Here is a 19,421-nt window from a genome sequence, read left to right as displayed (position 1 = left end):
CGAGGACGGCCTGGACGCACTGACGTCCGTGCAGGCGGGCGAGACCTGGACCTGATGGTCCCGGGCACGTCGAGCAGGCGTACGTAGCCTCTCACCGGCACCCGGCCCCTACCTGGGGCCGGGTGCCCTTCTGCCGCCCAAGGAGGGTTGGAGCAATGGTCGCCGACACGTCGTATCTCGCCGAAGCCGACGCGTTGCACGCCGCTGCCGTGCGGGCAGCCGCGAAGTACGGTCCGTCCTCGCAGGCGGTGGTCTTCCTCCGGTACGAGGAGCTGATCCGGCTGTGGCACGCGCACCTGGGCGCGGGGCCCGTTCCCGGTCTGCGCGACCGACTGGCCCGTACCGCCGAGGACATCCGTACGGCCTACGCACGCGAACTGACGGTACGTCATGACCACCCCACCCGTGTGGTGGGCGCGGATCCGCTCGTCATCGAATTCGATCGCGCCGTGTTCCAGGAGCGCTATGCCGTGGCGGCGCGGACGGCGAGCCGTGAGACCTGGCACGTCCGCTCCGCCGAGCTTCCGGCCGACTTCGCCACGGGCGCGCCGCACATGTTCGTGATCGACGACGAGGGACGACTCCTCGTCTGGCGGCGCCGGTTCAGCTTCCGCGAACTCATCTTCGGGCGCGCGAAGTCGCAGGTCGACGGCGTTCCCGTGGCCCACCCGATGCTCGTCCCGGACCGGCTGCGCGTACGCACGGCGGGCGAGATCGTTCTGATCGGCGCACCGCGGGTGCACGCGGTGGTGGCGAACACCAAGTCCGGCCACTTCCGGCCGCCGCCCTCCACCGGTGCTGTCGTACGCGAGGCGTGCACCGAACTGTTCGGCGTGCCGGCCCAGCGTGTCCATGTCTTCACCGTGGGAGGCCTCACCGACCAGCAGTACGCGGGATCGACCCACCGACTGGTGAAAGCGACATCATGATGGATCTTGAACATATTCTGCGCATACCGCGCGTCGGGGTGGAACACGAGTACCGGTGGGTGTCGCCGGGCCTCTCGCCGGCCGAGAGGGGAGCGCACGACAGACTGCGCGACCAACTGGTCGAGGTCTCCGGGTTACGCCTCGACGAGCAGGCGTCGATCCTTCAGCACACGCTGTGCTTCGACGACGGCGCGTGGTCGCTGTCGGCCGCCGACTGCTCCCTGACCGCGCTGGTCAACACCGGCCGGGGACCGTCGTGGCTGGTGGCGAAGGAGACCGTCCACTGGGTCGACGGCCGCCGCGATGTGCTGGAGATGTCGGAATACGTTCCCGACATGAAGGCCCTGTCCAGCGACGGCGCGCTGGCGGGGAGGCCGGGGCAGTACGTGGCGCGCAGGGTGCCCTCGGTGGGCGAGCTGCGCGTGTTCGGATATCTCTCCCAACGCCGCACCAAAGCAGCCCTGTTCACCGACCAGGGGGCGCTCGTCGCCCTCAGCTGCGACGACGTCGAACTGCGGGACGCCGCGTCACGCCTGGTGGAGACGTTCTCCGTGGTGGAGGTGGAGACGAACCAGGCGAGCCGAGTCGACCTGGACCAACTCGCGGGAGTCGCCGAGAAGTTCTCGGCGCACTTCGGGGCCGCTCCCGCGCAGACGACCAAACCGCAGTTCGCCGCTGCTCGCCTGGGCTGGAGCCGGCCTTGACGACCGACAGCCGGGCGCCCGCGCCCGACGTGCGGGACCGGCCGGCGGGGCCGTGGCAGCGGTGGCGCATCCTGCTGCTCGCGAACGCGTGCTCCCTGCTCGGGAACTACGTCCAGAACCTCGCACTGCCGCTGTGGGTCCTGGCGGTGACCGGGTCCTACACGGCCACCGGCATCACCTTCGCGGTGGGCACCCTGCCGGTGGTCCTCTGCGCTCCGCTGGCAGGACGGATCGTCGACCGGTTCAACCGGCTGCGGGTGCTGATCATCTGCGAGTTGCTCTGCGCGCTGCTGGTCGTGGTCCTCGTGATGGGCGTGCGGGCGGAGAGCCTCGCCGTCGTCTACGTGGTGTCGGCCCTGCTCAAGGCCGTCGGCAGCGCCGCGATCCCGGCGGTGCAGGCCCTGTTGAAGGAGCGCATCTCGGCCGAGGAGGCCCGGCCGGTCATCGCCAAGTTCGAGGTGATCTTCGGCGCCGCCATGAGCCTCGGGCCCATCATCGGCGCCGCGCTCTCGACGGGCATCGGGATCGAAGCGGCCCTGTGGGTGAACTTCTCGTCGTTCGTCGTCTCCGGGCTCATCGCGATGACGCTGCGTCCGTCGGCGGTGGTCGGGGACCGGGCGGAGAAGCCTGGGGCCGACCGGCCGAAGACTCGGCTGGAACCCCTTCGCTGGAGCGTGATCGACCCGCGGCTGCGGCGCGTGGCGGTCGCCGAGGCGTCGTACTTCCTCTTCCTCGGCGCGGAGACGGTCATCGCCCTGGCGGTCTTCAAGGAAACGGTGGGCGTCGCCGCGGCGGCCGTGTACCAGACACTGGCCGGGCTCGGCTGGGTCGTCGGGTCGTACCTGTTCGTCCGCAGGTTCAACCGGCAGCCGCTCCTCATCTGGGCAGGGGCCGCGGTGTCCACCGTCGCCACGGTCGCACTGGTGCTGAGCGGCCAGGCCTGGAGCTGGGCCGCCGTCGTGGTCGTCGGACTTCTCGGCGGGGCCGGCAACGTGATGATCGCCGGGGCGGCGACCGTGGTCTATCAGGCCCTGACCCCGAACGACTTCATGGGGCGGATCTTCGCGTTCCGCCGCGGCACGCTGAACCTGCTCATGACCGTCTCCTACGTCAGCATCCCGCTCGTCGGGGATGTCACCGGACATCCGGCCCACGTCCTCCTGGTCGCGGGCGCGGTCAACTTGGCGGCCACCACCTGGCTGTTGCTGCGACACCTCGGAGCGAGCATGGACGGCACCGGTGACGACACCCCCTAGCCTCGTATCGCTGGGGCGGGTGACCGCCGCGCCGCCGCCTTCCGTCGAGGTGCGGTGGGTGCCCCTGGGCACGGCCGCGGAACCGTCCCGGCCGGCCGGACTGACGGACATCGCCTGCGCCGCTCTCTTCGGCATCGACGCCTATCGGGTGGGGTACCGCTGGTCGGCGCTCGGCGTGCCGCCGGACGTCTCCCGGGGCCTGCTGGAGCGGCTGCTGAGCGACGTCGATCTCGGTGCGCTCCGGCGCACGCTCGTCACGCGGCGAGCCGTCCGGATGAACGACCGCGGCCGGCTGGTCCAACGCGCCCTGCACCGGGTCGGCTGGGGAGAGACCTGCGTCGACACCGGGCTCGACGCGGCCGCTGCGGCCGCGATCACCGACCGGCAGATCGTCGAACATGCCCACGAGATCCTGGACCTCCTCGACGCCCCGGCGCGGCCGGAGGGCCGGCCGGACGCGCTCGCCTGGCGCGGCGGCTTCTACTACGGCGCCCGGGATCTGCAACGTATCGGCGTGGGTGTGCAGTTGCCCTGGCCCGACGGGTTCGGCGGGGTCGATTCCGTACAGCTCGCGGCCGTCCTTCTGGGACGTGTCGGTACGCCCGGCACTCTGGTCCAGGCGCTCGCGCGGCACCGTGTGCCCTACTACGCGGCGGCCACGATGCCGGTCCTGGAGCACGGCGCCGACTGCCTGCGTATCGGGCTCAGTACCGTGGCCGACCACGTGGCCACGCTGCTCGACGTCGTGCGGGACGAACTGCACCGCGTCCTCGACGCCGGGGTGCCCGACACACGGGTGCCCTTCCTCCGGGCGGGCGCCGCACTCCATGAGGCGGTCAATCCCTCGCTCGACCCCTTCCAGTGCCGGGCGGAACGTCCCGCCGGGGCCGCCGGCCCGTTCACCCCCGCCGTGGCCGTGGTGGGCCGACCGTCCGATGCGGCCCTCGCCCGACTGCGGGAGATCGTTCGTGAATGGTGAGATCTTCCGGCTGCCGGGCCAGGACGGCAGGGTCGTCGTGGTGCATCGGCCGGGCTCGCCGACGACGTCCGTGATCGCCACCTACGCGCTCGGATTCGGCCTCGACCCCACCCATGCTCCGGGAACGGCCCACCTGTACGAGCACCTCTTCCTGGCGACGCTGCGCGCGCTCATGACAGCGCCGGTCATGGCTCGGGCCCAGACCGACGCGGACACCATGAGCGTGTCGGCCACGGTGCCGGCCGAGGCCGGGCAGGAGCTGATCGCGGCGCTGGCCGCCACCCCCCGGACACTGGCCGCGGGACCGATCGACGACGACGTCCGGCTGCGGGAGTGCCGTGCGATCGATGTCGAACTGTCCGAATGGTTCGGGAACCCGCTGCTCGTCGCCGGCCACAAACTGGCGGCGCTGGCCACGCGGCGGACTCAGCCGGCCCGCTTCGACGAGTGCCGCGCCGGGGCGTGCGCGGCCATCGCGCCACGGGAACTGCAGGCGCACGCGGCCCTGCAGGGCGCCGCTTCTCCGGAGCGGCTGGTGATCGTCGGTCCGAGCCCGGCCGAGGAATGGCTGCCCCTGGCGAACCTGCTGGGGCCGCTCGCCCCGCCGGTCGTGCACGTCACCTCTTCCTCCGGGTGGGGGTGTCTCGGGTCGAGGGGAAGCGTTCCCGGCGCGGACCGCCGGGTCTACATCGGAATCCCGTTGCCCCTGAGCACCGCGGAGAAGGCCGAGTCCCTCCAGCTCGCCGCCGAGGCCGTGCTGCACGGGCGTGGTCCGCTCGCCGAGGTGGGTGACCGTGTCGGCGCTCGTTTCCGGGGCGGCTCCGTCGTTCCCACCGCCGGCTGCGTCGTCGTCACCGGCAGTTGGCTCCTGGAGAACTCCCGGCAGCGGGAGGCGATAGGCATCGCGGTGAGGCAGCTCGAAGGACGTGTCCCGCCGGCCGTCCTCGGAGCGCTGGCGGACGCGGTGCCGGAGCGACGCCGTGCCCTCGCCGCCACCTCCGTGACGCTGGCCGAGGCGGTCGACGCGTGGCGGTGCGGGTACGGCATCAGCCCGACGGGCGCCACCGGGCCGGACGTGGACGAGGTCCAGCACATCGTGGGGACCGGATGGGAGCGGTCGGTGCTCGTCGGCGCCCGCCCCGCCCGCAGCGATCCGTTCTGATCCCGGCAGACCCGCAGACCCGCAGACCCGCCCCGAACGCGTGGACTTCGGGGTCAGGGCCACACCAGGCAGTACGCCTGGTGCCCCGCGTCGTGCAGGCGGTGGGAGAAGTCCTGCCACTCGTGGAGCGATTGGTGACGGGAAAGCGCTGACCTGGGGTTTCGCAAGGGAATGTGCGTTGACCTGGGAAAACCCCTTTCGGTAGTTCTCACGGGTCAACGCTGTTTCCCAAGCTCATGTGCCCTGGATGCGCCCTGGGGACGGCTAGCGCACCACGTCGATGAGTGTCTCGCACAAAGTCTTCGCGTCGTCCAGGGCTTGGCGACACATGTCCTCGGTAAGCACCAGGCGCTGGCCGATCCGTGCAGATGAACCGGGCACTCGGATCAGGTACTTCTCATCCACGATGCCGTCGTTGTGGGTGAAGAGATGCCGGGCCGCCCAGGTTTCGAGGAGGCGCTGCCATGTCTGCGGGCCGAGGGCGGAGCGCACATCGGAGAAGCCGGCGTTGGCGATCAGCTCGGCCATGGAGTCGGGGCGTTGGAAGATCGCTCCCTTGCCGTTCAGGAGAGCATCCGCATTCGGTACGGCCGCTCGGAAGAGGGACGAAGCCAGGGCTTCCACGACTCCCACCACGTTCTCGACGGTGTCGACCCAGTTGCGTGTGAAGACCCCCTGCTCGCGGAGCAGCGCCTTCGCCTCCGAGGGAAGGGCTTCCAATGCGTCCAGGCGAGCAGCCTCCGCCTGGAGCGTGTCGAAGGCGACCGATGTGGCCGGGAGCTGCCCACAGACAGGGCAGTACCGGTGTTCGCTGAAGATCGCGTAGTTGGTGTGGCAGCCCGAGCACGTGCGGACGCGGACCAGCTTCTCCTCGGCGATCCCGGGCAGCGGTCGAGGGTGGAAGGGCTGCGATGTGAATGAGAAGGAGAGGCCGGTACGTCGCGAGCCACGGGATAGACCCTTGAACATCCGCTCCAGCTCATGGTGGATCAGCTGGTGGCCGAAGTCGCTCGCGGCCTCTCGGGCTCGGTCGATCTGCTGCTCGGTCGTGAACTCCGAGTGGTCTGCGTGATGGCCGCAGTAGACGCACCACAGGGTGAGGTCGTCAGGCAGCGCCTTGTACTGCTGGCCGTCCATGCGGAAGATCAACGAACACTCAGGGCACTGACGGCCGAAGAAGCCCCGATCGTCGGGGGGCATGCTGACCTGCATCTGGATCGAGTCGCCCTGCTGGCCGATGAGTTTCACGCCGTCGGCCATTCTGTATCTGCGGTTGTCGCCCATGAGTTGATTGTTCTCCTCTGCACTGACACTGCCGTCTGGCTGTGTGATGAGCGGTACCCGGTGAGGGGGTACGGCGGCGTCCCGGCGTAAGAGGAGCCGGTCAGCGGTGGCAGGTGGCCCGGGCTTTGAAGAGCTCGAAGCCGCGCTGCATCATCGCGACGGTCCGGTCCGTGACCCAGAACAGAACCTTGGGAGAGCTGGTGATCTGGGCGAGATGCACGCGGCCCTGGGTGTCCACGATGTTGCGCTCCAGAATACTGAGGGTGCCGTAGAAGTCTCCGTGTGCCAGCGAGCTGCAGCTGCTCCACACGACCTCGGCCTCGCCGGCACCCATGGGCATCAGTGCGCCTGCTTCCCGCACGATTTCCGAGTACGGTGCGGGCTTGAGGGCCTTCTTGGCGTCGTCCGGTGCCGTGCCCGCATTGACCACGAGCTCTGTCAGCTGCTGCATCCGCAGGTCCAGCGGACGCTTGGGCTCCTGCTTGAGAAGGGCGGTCATGCGGTCGGCGTTCTTGTGCTCGCCGGCCTGGATGCAGAGCCGCCGCTGAATCCGTTCGAGCCGCTGGGCGGGACTGAGCATCCAAACCGCGCGGGCGCTGTTCTCGAAGGCGCCGCGCAGGAGCGAGTACTGCCCATGAGTGTGGAGGGTGATTGACACCGAGTTGTCCTGCGGGTCGCCCGCGAACGTCGAGCGGAAGCAGTGGAGGTGGTCGACGGCCACACCGAGCGCGTTCCAGGCGCTGTGGGAGACCTGGTAGGGGTCGGTCTTGGCGTCGTCCCCGGCCAGGACGCTGCCGGGCTGGACCTGCCACTGCTTGGAGTCCGATTGCGTGAGACTCTCGTACGGCCGGGCGCTGTCCAGCAACGCCAGTGTCCGTCTGAGGTATTGGTCTTCCGCAGAGGTGGTTGCCATGGCATGAGCGTATGGGGGCTGGTCGTGGGGGTGCGCGGTATTTACGTTTGTGAGTCAATCGTCAAGTTCAGAGTAGCGGGGCAGCTTGACGTTGCGCTGGTCCGCCAGCACAGGGCCAGCGACCGCTGACTCAGCGGATAGGGACACTGCGTGGTCTCCGGTGGCACGGTGTCGAACGCGACGAAGGACCAGGGCTGGGAGGAAAGCCTTCCTGAGCCGACTCTTCTTCCTGTGTCTCCGCCGGGATCCGAACCTGCGACACCCGCTTTAGGAGTGGGCGGAATCCCTGATCGAGGGTGCTCGTACGCGCCGGACGGTGCTGTCCTTGCAGACCAGCGCTATCCGGCATGTCGTTTGAGCCTGCCCGTGCCGGCTGGCGCCCTGTTGTCCGCTCACGCATCGCGCACGCGTCTCGATCGTCTGACCAGTGTGCTTTCCGTCGGTGCAGTGACTACTTCGTCCGGATTCCTGTCCGCACGTCGGTTCATGCGCATTAAACTGCCGACCATTTTCTTCCAGAATCTGGACGAGGAGAGATCAGTCCCGGGATGTCTTGTGTTCTGCTTGTTGCGCCTCAAGTCCGGCTCGGGGGGCAGCGGCCCTCACCGTCGCTCACTGCGTATGTCGAGACTTCCGCCGAGCGCACCGACATTACGGGATCGGGTCCGCCATGTTCCCGGAAGCGCGCCGGGTCCCACAGGTATAGGACATCGCCATCCGTGCTGAAAGCGAGCAGTGGACGATCGGTCGGGAGTGGTCCGTTGTGCACGGAAAGCTTGCTTTTGAGCGGCTGTACACAGATCCGCTCGCCCTGGATGCCGAAGTAGGAATCCGGTGCAGTCGCGTTCACTACGTCACGGGCGGCGCGGTGGGCTGCATCGGAGGTCCGGCTCATGAACGCAACTCCTCCAGTGACGACGAGCGCGACTGCGGCACCAGTGGACACGACGCTCACAATGCTCTTCTCCCAGGCCCAGTGGAAGTGGCGAGCCCACCCGTAGAGGGCCAGAGGCGGCAGGAGTAGCCCTATGCAGCCGAGAGTAGGGAGCAGTGCAGCTGCACCGGTCCAATAGACGGGGGTGGAGGCCGAGTCAGCGGGGATTCCGAAAGCGTCCTCCACGTACAGGAACTGCAAGAACGAGCCGACGAACGGCAGAACCCACGGCAGGGGCAGGACGAGCACGGTAAGCAGGCCGACGGCGTGCCTGCTAATCCAGGTTTGGCGAACGGCGAACCAGCAGCCTCGGGGTACGTACCACAGCAGAGCCAGACAGGCGAACGTGAGCAGAACGCTTCTGATCTGCGCGGCGACGCCGTAAGGGTTCTGCTGGTGCCACATGTACCCGGGCATTGCGCTGCCGACGAGGACCAAGGCCCCGGCCGCCCAGCGCAGGGGCCAGGGGCGGCGCTGGTTGCTCGTGTACCAGTTGCCGACGAACCACGCGGCGACGGCGAGCGGCGCGAACATGGCCAGCTGGCCGACCAGGGAACGGTCGTACGCGAGCCAGCCGTAGAACATGAGCAGGGATGCCAGTGCAAGGCGGAGTGCTACCCCTCGACGGCCGTGCCACCAGGGATTTCCGTCCTCATCCGTCTCATTGGCCTTGGGCCCCACACTCTTGCGCACGCCGTGGCGGAACTCATCAAACTCGAAGCCTCCGAGCCGCTGTCGCCCGAGTAGCTCGCGGACCTCCGCTTCTTCGACGGATGGAGCAACACCGATGGTGCGCTGCTCGTCGGCGAGCCCCGACTGGGTACGCAGCGAGGCCAACCAGCCGAGACCCCGCCTGCTCCGCCAGCTGGACTCTCGAAAGACGCGCCATGTCACCAACGGCTCAGGCGTCTGGGCACGGACGAGAGACCCTCCCACGATGGTTACGGACACGTGCTTGCCCACAACCTCCAGCAGACGCTGGCGGGCACCGGTTTCAGCGCCCCTGCGCGAGCCGGGGAGTCGCACTTCTACGACGTATGCAGCTTGGCCCTCCGGCCGTCCTGGATCTTCCTGCTCACCGGCCGGTCGGATAGCCCAACCTTGTTGCTCGCACAACCCCTTGGCGAGCAACTGATCGCGCCCACGCTTCGGAGCCCGAAAGACCAGATCTACCCGCTCGTCGAACCCTGCGGTCGGCAGAGGGACTTCCACTTCATCGACAGCTGCGCCAATTTGAGGCCCGCCGGACGGAGAATCGTCCCTCACCCTGCGCGGATCGGGAACCCTCACCCGTGTCTCCGTTCTCGTCCTCCGTTCACTATTCGACGACGTGAGACGACGAATGAGCAGCGTGCCGAAGCGCATTGTTTTGACATCCCCTTTGCTGTCGGCGCTATGCCAGCGGATGGGATGGGCACGCATGGAGCCGTGACCGTCCCATAACTCAAGTGCGATTACGGTCGCACAGAGCACTGACAATGCCGCCCGCCGCTGCCGCCGCCCACTCCGCCACCCCCAACCTCCGTGGTGGTCAACGGTTGGTGTGGATCATGACGGTAAGCACAGGTGAGGCCGGCGATGGTTGGCTCTGCCCGATGTCCTCGTACCCCCACGACGTGTAGAGAGCGTGGACCTTTCCGTCTCCGGCGGCTCGGTTGACCATGAGCGTGACGTAGGGCTCGTCGCGTGTGGCGAGGAGCGTGTCGTGGATACGGCGAGCCGTGCCGGTCTTCCGCCAGGCCGGTCGGACGCCGATCTCCTTCAGAGCCACGGCCGGTCGCTCGGTGTACTTCTCCGCCGGCGTTGGGCTGGTCCGCTGCCAGTAGCGGTCGCCGTGCTCGATGGTGTTGCTGTACGCGTAGCCGACCGGTTGGCCGGCCGCGTACGCGAGGACGGCCGTAAAACCTGGTTCGGCGGAGTGCCGGTCGATGCGTTCGCCGAACGCGGTCACCGCGTAGTTCGGCAGGTGGAGCAACCGGGCGCGTACCTCGGCGTACACGTCGAGGAGGTCGCCGCGGATGGTGTCCAAGGTGGTGAAGGTGCGCAGCTCGGTGGCGGGTGCCGTGGTCATGAGGCCGTCCTCCAGGTGGTGGTGTGCTCGGTCCAGGTCTGGACGGTGGCGCTTCGCGGGGCGGTCGCGCGGAGCGCGGCCCCGAACTCTTGGAGCATGCGAGACACGCGGGCGTGGCGGGTGGCGGCGTCTGCGGGGACCTTCATCGCGGTGGCTGTTGCGGCCTCGGCGGCGCCCTGGGCGAGCAGGGCGTGGGCGAGACGTGTCGTGGTGATGGCTCGGGACCTGACCATGTGAGGTCGGAGCGAGGCGAGGCAGCGGTGGGCGTGGTATTCGGCGGTCGGGTGGTCGCCGAGTGCCAGGTACGCGGAGAGGGCCAAGGAGTCCAGTTCGGCCTGGTCGTAGAAGGCGAGCAACCAGACCGGCCGGTGGTCGGCTGGATCGGCGCGCAGCATGGCGTCCTGCGCCTGCTCGAACGCGCGACGTGTATCGGTCCGGTTCTGGGCCGTACCGTGGATGGCGCCTTGGCGGGCCAGACCGAGGGACGCGAACAGCGGGTCGCGACGGGTGAGGTGCAGGTTGCGGGCGACATCGTTGGCGGCGCATGCGTCGGCGGGGCGACCCATGTGGCGGTACATGGTGCCCGCGTGACTCCAGATACGGAACTTGATTGCTTGGTCCCCCGACATCTCGGCGAGGGCCTGGGCTTCGCGCATGTGCACCTTCGCGACGTCGTAGCGCCGGCCGTCGATGGCGGCCCACATCGCAGACGAGCGGAATGCGGCTCCGGAGGCGTAGAGACTGCTGCGAACCCGCTGCGTGGCACTGCCTGCGTTCTGGAGGTTGAGCGCCTCGTCGGCGAGCGCGGCGGCCCGCTCCTCGATGCCAGGTTGCCCGCCGTGGCGGTGGTCGCTGGCGATGATCTCGGCGAAGCGCTTGTTCAGTCGGTTGACGTCGCTCATGCCGATTCGGCGCGGTGACGCGGTCCCTGGGGTTGCTGCTGCGGCAGCCGCAGCAGCGATGCCGCCGACGAGGGTACGGCGCTTCATGTCGGGCTCCTCCTGCTGCGATGGCGCTGGGGTGGGCGAAGGCCGGCCCCGTGGCACGAACCCTAAGGCGACGGCGGGTAATCCGGAGACGACCTCAAGTGCGGTACGAGTTGCTGACTTTGGCCAGGTGACTCGGCCCGCTTTCCACGCCCGGACCGATGACCCGTCGAGCCCGCCTACGTGTCCCGTCAGCTGTTCAACAGCCCTGTTCACGGCGTCGGCCAGGCCGTTTGAGCTGTATCCGTGCTCGGTCATCCACGCCTCAAGGACGGTGTTGCGGATCGCGTCCATGCGGGCACGGTAGCCCGCGCGCTCCCTACCCACCAGGTAAAGAGCAGGTCAAAACGTCCTAGGTGAGCCCGTCGGACGAGCACCTGAAAGCCCTAACCGGCCCTCCAGGCAACGGAGTTATCTGGGTGTCGGTCACTCCCCGCGAGCGGCTGTTGACGGCTCGGTCCGCCCCTGGAAAGCCACAAGGGGTGGAGCGAGCGCCGAGACGACACGAAGGCTCCATCCCATGCCGATTCTGAAGAAAGCAGTTGAGACGGTCCTCGCCAGCCACCCCACGTACAGCGAGGTCTTCCCGTGCGTGCCGTCCACGGCCGAGACCGGACGCAGGCTTGTCCGGGGGGTTCTCGGGATGTGGCACCTGGATGTCCTCGCTGACCGCGCCGAGCTGATCGTCACTGAGTTGATCGCGAATGCCGCCAGGCATACCCCCTGCCCCGAAGTCCGTCTCGTTGTCGGGCGGCCAACTGCGACACGGGTACGCGTCGGGATCGCGGACGAGGAACCGTCGCGTCTGCCGGAGCTGAGCCACGCGGGCGACGAGGACGAATCGGGTCGCGGGCTGTTTCTCGTCGAAGCTGTGGCCGACCGCTGGGGCTGTGACCTTCAGAGTGCAGGCGGACGTCTGCGTGGCAAAGAGGTCTGGGCCGAACTCCAGACCGAGGGCGACGTGTGAGGGCCCGGATGCGATGCTCTCGCTTCTTCTGGGCCCTGCCCGTCCGCCGTTTCAGGTCTGGGCCGACACCGCCAGATACCAGGCTGCCGGATCGGCCAGCTGGGGGAAGGTCCGTTCCTCGATGAATTCATTGTGGATCACCGGTGACTGCTGGCTCGGCTGCGAACGGACCGGAGTGCGGGTGATCTGGCTCGGCCCGGTTCAGTGGGACGGGCAGCACGCCCCCTTCTACGCATGTGAGGTGTGCCTTGATCGTCTCAAGGCACAGGCCCTCACTTACCTCATGGGGCATTGATCGGCCTCGGCTCGATCAGCCCCTCGTACACGACTTCCCGGCGTGAGCGGGCGGTCCGGCCAGCGCTTTCTGTGCGGGCCGCGCCCCCTCGTGCCGGGCGGCCAGGAGCTGGTCCGAGGGCCAGCCGTCTGGTTTCGCTCTTCTGGCGGCTCCTGGTGGGCATTCCAGCCCAGCTCAGCAACAACCAACGATGAAGAGGAGTACAGCATGACGCGCAGCACCGTGGTGCCCAGCCGTACCGAAGTACGACCGCAGATTCCGGGTGCATCAGACGGCTTCGACCTGGATGTCTCGCTCGTGGAGATCGCCGACCCGGCAGGTCTGGTCAACCTGACCGACGACAACTGCGGTTCCACCTGCGGCGCCTGCACCACCAACGTCGCCTGACGCCTGAATTGAAACCCCAGGTCACCTTCGGTCTGGTGCCGTCGCGCTCCCGCGCGGCGGCGCCAGCCGCCCATCCCTTCGCCCATGGAGGTCATCGGTGGTTGCTCAACCCACAGTGTTCCGGGCCGGTTCCACCGCTCTCGTGCGCGCCGTGGCCCGACCGTTTCTGCCGGTTCCTCCGTGCCCTGACCCGGATGACCACTCTTCCGACGGCTCCTCTTCCTGCGTGACGTGGCTTCGCGCAGTCTGGGCGGACCAGCACATCGCCGGCGCCGTGGCGCACTCCAGCCCAGCTTTGGCCAGGCAGGTGCGGGCTGTGTGTACCACCGAGAATCCTCCCCTTCGAGACATACGGCGCGTGGCGCTGTCGATGTCCCGATACCTCCTGCGGGCCCAGCACCGGGCCACGCCCTTCGGTCTGTTCGCCGGAGTGACTACTGTGGGGTTCGGCTCGCAGGCACGTGCGGAGTGGGGCAAGGCTCACGTGGCTGTGGGCCGCGCGGGTGCGGAGTGGCTCGCCGCTGTGGTCGAACGGCTCGAGTCCTGCCCGGAACTCCTCGACCAGCTGCCCGTCGTCGTCAACAACACCGTGCTGAGCCGGGGGGACCGGCTCATCGTGCCGTTCCAACCCGATCCGAATGACGACCGGATGCGCGCGGTCGAGGCATCCCTGGCTCTGACAGAGCCGGTGCGTGCGGTCCTCGCCGCGGCCCGGACGCCGATTCGCTGCGGAGCTCTCGCGGAAAGGCTCTGGGCGGAGTTCCCCGAGGCCGATACGGAGAAGGTGCACCGTCTGCTTGCGGAGCTGGTCCGGAGACGAGTGCTCATCACGAGCCTGCACGCTCCGAGTACCGAGACCGACGCCCTCGGGTATCTGCTCGACCAACTCGACACGATCGGCGTCGACAACCTTGCGTCGGTAGCGGAGACGGCACGCGAGCTGCACGCGGTCCGAATGGGCTTGAAGGAGTGCGCCACGCGCGGCGGCCGGGACAGCACCGCAGCGCGGATGCGGGCCCTCGTGCCCGGCCTGCGTCGACACCCTGTTGCGTTTGACCTGCGGTTGGATGCGCGTCTCGTCCTACCGGAGGAAGTGGCTCGGGAGATCGAGCGCGCCGCCTTCATCCTGACCCGGGTGAGCACCCGCCCGTACGGGACAGCCGCGTGGAACGCCTACCACCAGCGCTTCTACGAGCGGTACGGCATCGGCACGATGGTCCCGCTCGCGGAGGTCGTCGCGGACAGCGGGACTGGCTACCCCGACGGCTACCCGGGCAGCCCTGACGGTTCGCGTCGGCCCCGCGTCTCCGCTCGGGATGACGCCCTCGTACGCCTGGCGCAGGGTGCTGCGCTCGACCGCCGCGACGAGGTCGTACTCACTGACGAACAGATCGACGTCCTGGACGTGGGGCCCGACGAGCCACGACTGCCGCCGCATCTGGAGGTAGGGGTGCGAGTGCACGCCGCCAGTCTGAAGGACTTGCAGCGCGGACGATTCCAGCTGGAGGTCGTGAGCGTGTCGCGCGGGGCCGGCGTCTCGACAGGCCGGTTCCTCGACGTACTGGCACCCTCCGAGCGTCAGGCCCTGGCCACGGAGCTGGCCGATCTTCCGGCTGCGGACAGCGACACCGTGCCCGCCCAGCTCTCCTTCCCGCCGCTGCTCCCGGAGAGCGCTCATGTCACCCGCGCCCCGCAGGTCCTGCCTACCCTGATCAGCCTCCAAGAGCACTGCGCACCGAAAGATACCGTTCTCACCCCGAAGGACCTGGCCGTGGGGTGCGATGGCCGCCGCATGTACCTGGCCGCTCCGGAACGGGGGCATCGCGTCGAGGCCGTCGGCATGAACGCGCTGAACCTGCACACGCACACTCCGCCGTTGGCACGCTTCCTCACTGAACTGTCCCGTGCCCAGTGCGCGCAGGTCACCACCTTTGACTGGGGCGTCGCAGCAGCGATGCCGTTCCTGCCGCGCCTGCGGTACGGGCGTACGGTGCTGACCCCGGCGCGCTGGCGTCTGGAGGCGTCCGAATTACCCGGCCGTGCTTGTCCTCGCGCTGAGTGGGACACCGCGCTCTCCGAATGGCGGGCACAGCGGGGATTGCCTCGCCGCGTGCTCCTTGTGGAAGACGACCGGCGTCTCTTCCTCGACCTCGACGAAGGCGGCCATCGGACGCTCCTGCTCCGACACCTCGACCGCGCTCACCAGGCCGTGCTCACCGAGGCCCCGGAACCAGAAGCGAACGGCTGGTGCGGCGGGCGAGCCCACGAGATCGTGGTGCCGCTCAAAGCGACCCGGCCGCCGCCCTGGCCGCCCCTGCCTGTTCCCACTGAGGCTCGCGCCCTCTCGTCGGCCCAGCTGCAGACTCCCGCTGCTTCATCGGTGTTGCTTGCCGCCTTGTACGGAGATCCCCGCCGCCAGGACCTCCTGCTTTCCCAACACCTCCCCGGACTCATCGAACGACTGGGCAACCCGCGGTGGTGGTTCATCCGCTTCCGTGACCCGGACCAGCACCTCCGCGTCCGCATCGCTCTCCCTGACCGCAGAACTTTCGCTCAGACGGCGCGGACTGTGAGCGCGTGGGCCGACGGCCTGCGCAACGCCGGCCTGCTGGCAGACCTGCGCTATCCCACCTCTTATCGAGAAATGGGTCGTTGGGGCTCCGGTGCCGCCTGGGAGGCGGCCGAGGATGTGTTTCGGGCAGACTCGCACGCCGTTCTGGTCCAGCTCACAGAGCCGCAGAGGCCGGCGCAACGCACGCTGGTGGCGGCCCACACCGTCGCCATCGTCTCCGCGTTCCTCGGCAGCACCGAGGCCGCGATGCGCTGGCTGGCCGACCACGTCTCGCCGACGGCGCCTGCGTCCGTTCCCCGCCCGCAGTTCAGCGAGGCCGTACGGCTCGCGAACCCAGCCGACGACTGGGCCGCCCTGCGCGAGGTCCAGGGCGGAGACGCCATCGTGTCGGGTTGGGCAGAGCGCGATGCGGCACTCGCCGCGTACCGGTTGCACCTTCCCGGCCCGGACACCCAGGGCATCGCCGTCGATGACGTCCTGACCTCCCTTCTGCACGTCCACTTCGTGCGGCACGTCGCGGTGAACTTCCCCGAGGAAGAGGTGTGCCTCTACCTGGCTCGCGCTGCTGCTCTGGCGTGGACTGCCCGCACCACCAGGAGGCCGGCGTGACCGTGCTCCCGACGCTCGGCCTGGTCGATGCCGTTGCTGCGAGGCTCGCCGACCCCGGCACGGTGCCCTCCGTCCTCCAGACACATCGGCAACATCTCGCCTACGGCCCGCCAGGGATCGCGCTTCTTCACATCGAGCGGGCCGCGAACGGCCTCGGACCGTGGCAGCATGCGCACAACTGGCTCGCTGCTGCGTCCCACGGATCCCTCACGAGCGGACCCGACAGCCACCCCTTCTACGGCGTGCCCGCCTTCGCCCACGCCCTTGCCTGCGCCGCCGACCATCTTCCTGGCTCCTACCAGCGCGCCTTGGACTCGATGGACCGACAGATCGGGATCGACGTCAGACGCCGTCTCGACGCAGCGCATCGCCGCATCGATGCCGGATGCCTTCCGCGACTGGCCGAGTTCGACGCCATCCGGGGCCTGACCGGATACGGGGCTTACCTTCTACGCCGGAACCCAGACAGTCCTACGGTGCGCGCTGTCCTCGACTACTGCGTGCGCCTCACCGAACCGATCAGGGAATTCAGCGAGGACCTTCCGGGTTGGTGGACTGCGACGGGGCCCTCGGGCAGACCGGACGAACAATTCCCCGGTGGCCATGCCAACACCGGCATGGCCCACGGCATCGCCGGAGTGCTCGTGCTTCTGGCCCTCGCCGCCCGGAAGAGCACCGTTACGAACGGGCACCTCAGAGCGCTGCACACCATCCTGACGTGGCTCGACCGCTGGCAGGAGGAGACAGGCCGAGGAGCAACCTGGCCGTACTGGATCACCCGGAGCGAGCTACGTACCGGTCGCTGCGCCGCGTCCAAACTCCGGCGTTCGTCATGGTGTTACGGCACCGCCGGCCTCGCCCGCGCTCAGCAACTTGCCGCGCTCGCTACCGGTGACATCGAACGCCAGATCACGGCGGAGAACGCGCTCGCCGCCGCCCTCACCGACCCGGACCAGCTCGGCGCCACGACGGACCACGGCCTGTGCCACGGCTTTGCCGGCCTCACCCACATCGCCGTCCGCACGGCCGCAGACGCCCATCCCTCAAGCGTCGGTCGACTCCGAGCTGCGATCCCGGGACTTTTGGCCGCGATCTGCCCGGTGGACAACGACCTCGAACGCGCGGCCACGGCACTTGTCAGCGGCACCGGATCGGGGCCCGGCCTGCTCGATGGGGCTGCCGGAACAGCCCTGGCTCTTCTCGCTGCCGATACCGCCGCACCACCCCAGTCCGCCTGGGATTCCTGCCTGCTCATTGCCTGATTCACCGACCGAAGGACTTCGATGCCCCCTGACTGGCAGCAGCACAACATCACCTTCATCGACCGCGAGAGCGCCCGGCACGCCATCGACGAACGCCTCGGGCCCGCCCTGATCACAGCCGAGACCGATGGGCAGCTCACCGGCTGGTGGTTCATGAACAAGCAGCCTTGGCCGCTGCGGTACCTCGCCGACGAGCCCTCCCCGATCATTGAGTCGCTGCTGAGCGATCTCGTGGGTGACGGGGCGGTCGTGTCATGGCTGCCCTCTGTCTACGAGCCCGAGTCCGAGGCATTTGGCGGTCCGGGCGCTATGGATACGGCCCACGGACTGTTCCACAGCGACTCCCGCCACCTGCTCACCTACCAGCCAAGCCCGGACCACTTGGGGCGCAAGGAGACTGCGGTCCTGCTGGCGAGCGCCATGATGCGCGGCGCCGGACTCGACTGGTTCGAGCAGGGTGACGTATGGGCGAAGGTCTCGGCTCTTCGGCCGCCCACCGACCCGGCGCGCTCCGAGAGAGCCGCTGAGTTGGTTCCGGCGATGCGGAAGCTCATGACCGCTGACGCCTACAGGCTCTGCAACCAGGGTGGTCCACTCCACGCGCACGAGGAGTGGGTGACCGCCTTCGAACGGGCCGGTGTCGCGCTCGCCGCGCTGGCCTGCCGCGGCGCCCTCACACGCGGCCTGCGAGCCGTCATAGCCCACCACATCATCTTCCACGCCAACCGCGCCGGTCTCATCAGGGACGACCAGAGCGCTCTGTCCAACATTGCACGAGAGGCAGTCATGGGAACGAGTGACCACACCGCGTCGCCGACCGAGTCGACGACCGACGCCGATAGCGTGAAAGGGGTGAACACCGACACGATCGTTACTCCGACGTCCGAGGCCGCGCGCCTCCGTAACGCCCTGGTGGACAAGCTCCGCGCTGACGGAAGCGCCCGCACTTCCGGCGTGGAGACCGCGTTGCGGACCGTGCCCCGTCACGTGTTCGTGCCCGATGTGCCGCTCGAAGACGCATACGCCAACGCGCCGGTGCACATCAAGTACGACACCGACGGCAGCTCGATCTCCTGTGCCTCCCAGCCGGGCGTGGTCGCCCTCATGCTGGACCAGCTCGACGCCCAGCAAGGCGAGCGCGTCCTCGAACTTGGCGCAGGCACCGGTTACAACGCCGGTCTGCTCGCCCATCTGGTCGGTGAGAGCGGGCACGTCACCACGCTCGATGTCGACGACGACCTCGTAGAGGGCGCCCGCGCGCATCTCTCCGCCGCCGGAATCACCAACGTTGAGGCGGTCACCCGAGACGGGGCCCTCGGCTACGCGGAAGGTGCGCCGTACGACCGAATCATCGCCACCGTAGGCGCGCACGGCGTGCCGCACGCCTGGTTGCAGCAGCTTGCTCCCGGGGGCCGGCTTCTCGTCCCGCAGCGGCTCAAGGGCACGGTGTCCCGCTCCATCGCCTATGAGCAGCGCGATGGCCGGTGGATGTCCCTCGGTAGCGAGATGAACACCTTCATGCCGCTCAGGCGGGGCATCGCCGACGACGACCGCCGGGTCATCCCGCTCAGCACGGACGGAACCGTACGGCTCCAGGCCCCCGCCGGGCAGACAATCGACACCGAGGCCCTCGACGGTGTCCTGCACGAGCCGCGCACCGAGGAGTGGACGGGCATGACGGTCCGCGCCATGGAGTCGCCGGAGTGGATGGAACTGTTCCTCACCTGCTCCCTTCCCTCCGGCCTGATCCGGATGCTCTTCCCGCAAGCCGCCAAGGGCACTTTGCTCACCGAGGACCCCTACCCCTCCTCGACCGCAGCCGTCGACAAAGGCGCCGTCACCTACCTCGCACGGCGTCTGTCTGAGAAGAAGACCTCCGAGGGCGGCAAGCTGTGGGAGTTCGGGGTCATCGGCCACGGTCCCGGCAGCGATGAACTGGCCGCAAGGGTCGCTGCGGCCATCCGCGTGTGGGACCTGGAGTACCGGGGCCGTGAAGCCACGTTCGAGATCCAGCCTCTCGACGCCCCCGCGATCGAGCAGCGAGCCGGCCTCTTCGCGCTTGACACCCCGCTGAACCGCATCGTCGTCGACTGGAGTTGACACCCCACGCG

Annotated in this window: 15 protein-coding genes; 10 read left to right on the top strand and 5 right to left on the bottom strand. The window is 68.5% G+C overall.

Annotated elements, in window-relative coordinates; genetic code table 11:
• Positions 1 to 155: 155 nt before the first annotated feature.
• From ACSMXR_RS15305 to ACSMXR_RS15285, 5 genes are read left to right on the top strand one after another with little or no spacing between them, the layout of a single operon-like run.
• Positions 156 to 929, top strand: a complete 774-nt coding sequence (locus ACSMXR_RS15305) for a hypothetical protein (protein ID WP_137234192.1) — start codon at positions 156 to 158, stop codon at positions 927 to 929.
• Complete coding sequence (locus ACSMXR_RS15300; RefSeq protein ID WP_137234255.1) at positions 926 to 1,633, top strand: hypothetical protein; 708 nt, start codon at positions 926 to 928, stop codon at positions 1,631 to 1,633. Before ACSMXR_RS15305 ends, ACSMXR_RS15300 begins: the two co-directional genes overlap by 4 nt.
• Positions 1,630 to 2,889: an MFS transporter gene (locus ACSMXR_RS15295; protein WP_473172114.1), complete on the top strand. Its 1,260-nt coding sequence runs from the start codon at positions 1,630 to 1,632 to the stop codon at positions 2,887 to 2,889. Before ACSMXR_RS15300 ends, ACSMXR_RS15295 begins: the two co-directional genes overlap by 4 nt.
• Positions 2,873 to 3,868 (top strand): hypothetical protein, encoded by a 996-nt coding sequence (locus ACSMXR_RS15290; RefSeq protein WP_473172113.1) that lies wholly within the window; start codon positions 2,873 to 2,875, stop codon positions 3,866 to 3,868. The genes ACSMXR_RS15295 and ACSMXR_RS15290 overlap by 17 nt, the downstream gene beginning before the upstream one ends.
• On the top strand, positions 3,858 to 5,030 hold the full coding sequence (locus ACSMXR_RS15285; protein WP_137234191.1) for a peptidase M16 family protein: 1,173 nt from the start codon (positions 3,858 to 3,860) through the stop codon (positions 5,028 to 5,030). The genes ACSMXR_RS15290 and ACSMXR_RS15285 overlap by 11 nt, the downstream gene beginning before the upstream one ends.
• Before the next feature lie 264 nt (positions 5,031 to 5,294).
• On the opposite strand, the gene ACSMXR_RS15280 is transcribed toward ACSMXR_RS15285, so the two are convergent.
• From ACSMXR_RS15280 to ACSMXR_RS15260, 5 genes are all read right to left on the bottom strand, one after another.
• The gene (locus tag ACSMXR_RS15280) at positions 5,295 to 6,314 is read right to left on the bottom strand and encodes a hypothetical protein (RefSeq protein ID WP_473172112.1); all 1,020 of its coding nucleotides are present in this window, start codon (positions 6,312 to 6,314) and stop codon (positions 5,295 to 5,297) included.
• A 100-nt stretch (positions 6,315 to 6,414) separates the two neighbouring features.
• A complete protein-coding gene (locus ACSMXR_RS15275) occupies positions 6,415 to 7,227 on the bottom strand; it encodes a hypothetical protein (protein WP_473172111.1) in 813 nt (270 codons plus the stop codon).
• Positions 7,228 to 7,801: 574 nt separating this feature from the next.
• Positions 7,802 to 8,998: a hypothetical protein gene (locus ACSMXR_RS15270; protein ID WP_473172110.1), complete on the bottom strand. Its 1,197-nt coding sequence runs from the start codon at positions 8,996 to 8,998 to the stop codon at positions 7,802 to 7,804.
• A gap of 694 nt (positions 8,999 to 9,692) precedes the next feature.
• Positions 9,693 to 10,232, bottom strand: a complete 540-nt coding sequence (locus ACSMXR_RS15265) for a GNAT family N-acetyltransferase (RefSeq protein WP_473172109.1) — start codon at positions 10,230 to 10,232, stop codon at positions 9,693 to 9,695.
• Positions 10,229 to 11,512 (bottom strand): XRE family transcriptional regulator, encoded by a 1,284-nt coding sequence (locus ACSMXR_RS15260; protein ID WP_473172108.1) that lies wholly within the window; start codon positions 11,510 to 11,512, stop codon positions 10,229 to 10,231. The genes ACSMXR_RS15265 and ACSMXR_RS15260 overlap by 4 nt, the downstream gene beginning before the upstream one ends.
• Positions 11,513 to 11,738: 226 nt before the next feature.
• Here ACSMXR_RS15260 and ACSMXR_RS15255 point away from each other — a divergent pair, with 226 nt between their 5' ends.
• From ACSMXR_RS15255 to fxlM, 5 genes are all read left to right on the top strand, one after another.
• Complete coding sequence (locus ACSMXR_RS15255; protein WP_473172107.1) at positions 11,739 to 12,185, top strand: ATP-binding protein; 447 nt, start codon at positions 11,739 to 11,741, stop codon at positions 12,183 to 12,185.
• Between the two features lie 502 nt (positions 12,186 to 12,687).
• Positions 12,688 to 12,867 carry an FxLD family lanthipeptide gene (locus ACSMXR_RS15250; RefSeq protein ID WP_016825826.1) on the top strand — a complete coding sequence of 60 codons (180 nt, stop codon included), beginning with the start codon at positions 12,688 to 12,690 and terminating at the stop codon, positions 12,865 to 12,867.
• 226 nt (positions 12,868 to 13,093) lie between these two features.
• Positions 13,094 to 16,048, top strand: coding sequence for a lantibiotic dehydratase (locus tag ACSMXR_RS15245; RefSeq protein WP_473172106.1), 2,955 nt, complete (start codon positions 13,094 to 13,096; stop codon positions 16,046 to 16,048).
• Entirely contained in the window at positions 16,015 to 17,310 is a 1,296-nt protein-coding gene (locus tag ACSMXR_RS15240; protein ID WP_473172105.1) for a lanthionine synthetase C family protein, read from the top strand. Before ACSMXR_RS15245 ends, ACSMXR_RS15240 begins: the two co-directional genes overlap by 34 nt.
• Before the next feature lie 21 nt (positions 17,311 to 17,331).
• A complete protein-coding gene (fxlM, locus tag ACSMXR_RS15235) occupies positions 17,332 to 19,410 on the top strand; it encodes a methyltransferase, FxLD system (protein WP_473172104.1) in 2,079 nt (692 codons plus the stop codon).
• Positions 19,411 to 19,421: the final 11 nt, after the last annotated feature.

The sequence above is a fragment of the Streptomyces sp. DSM 106670 genome, assembly GCF_055792845.1.
This window is presented reverse-complemented; position numbering and strand designations above follow the sequence as displayed.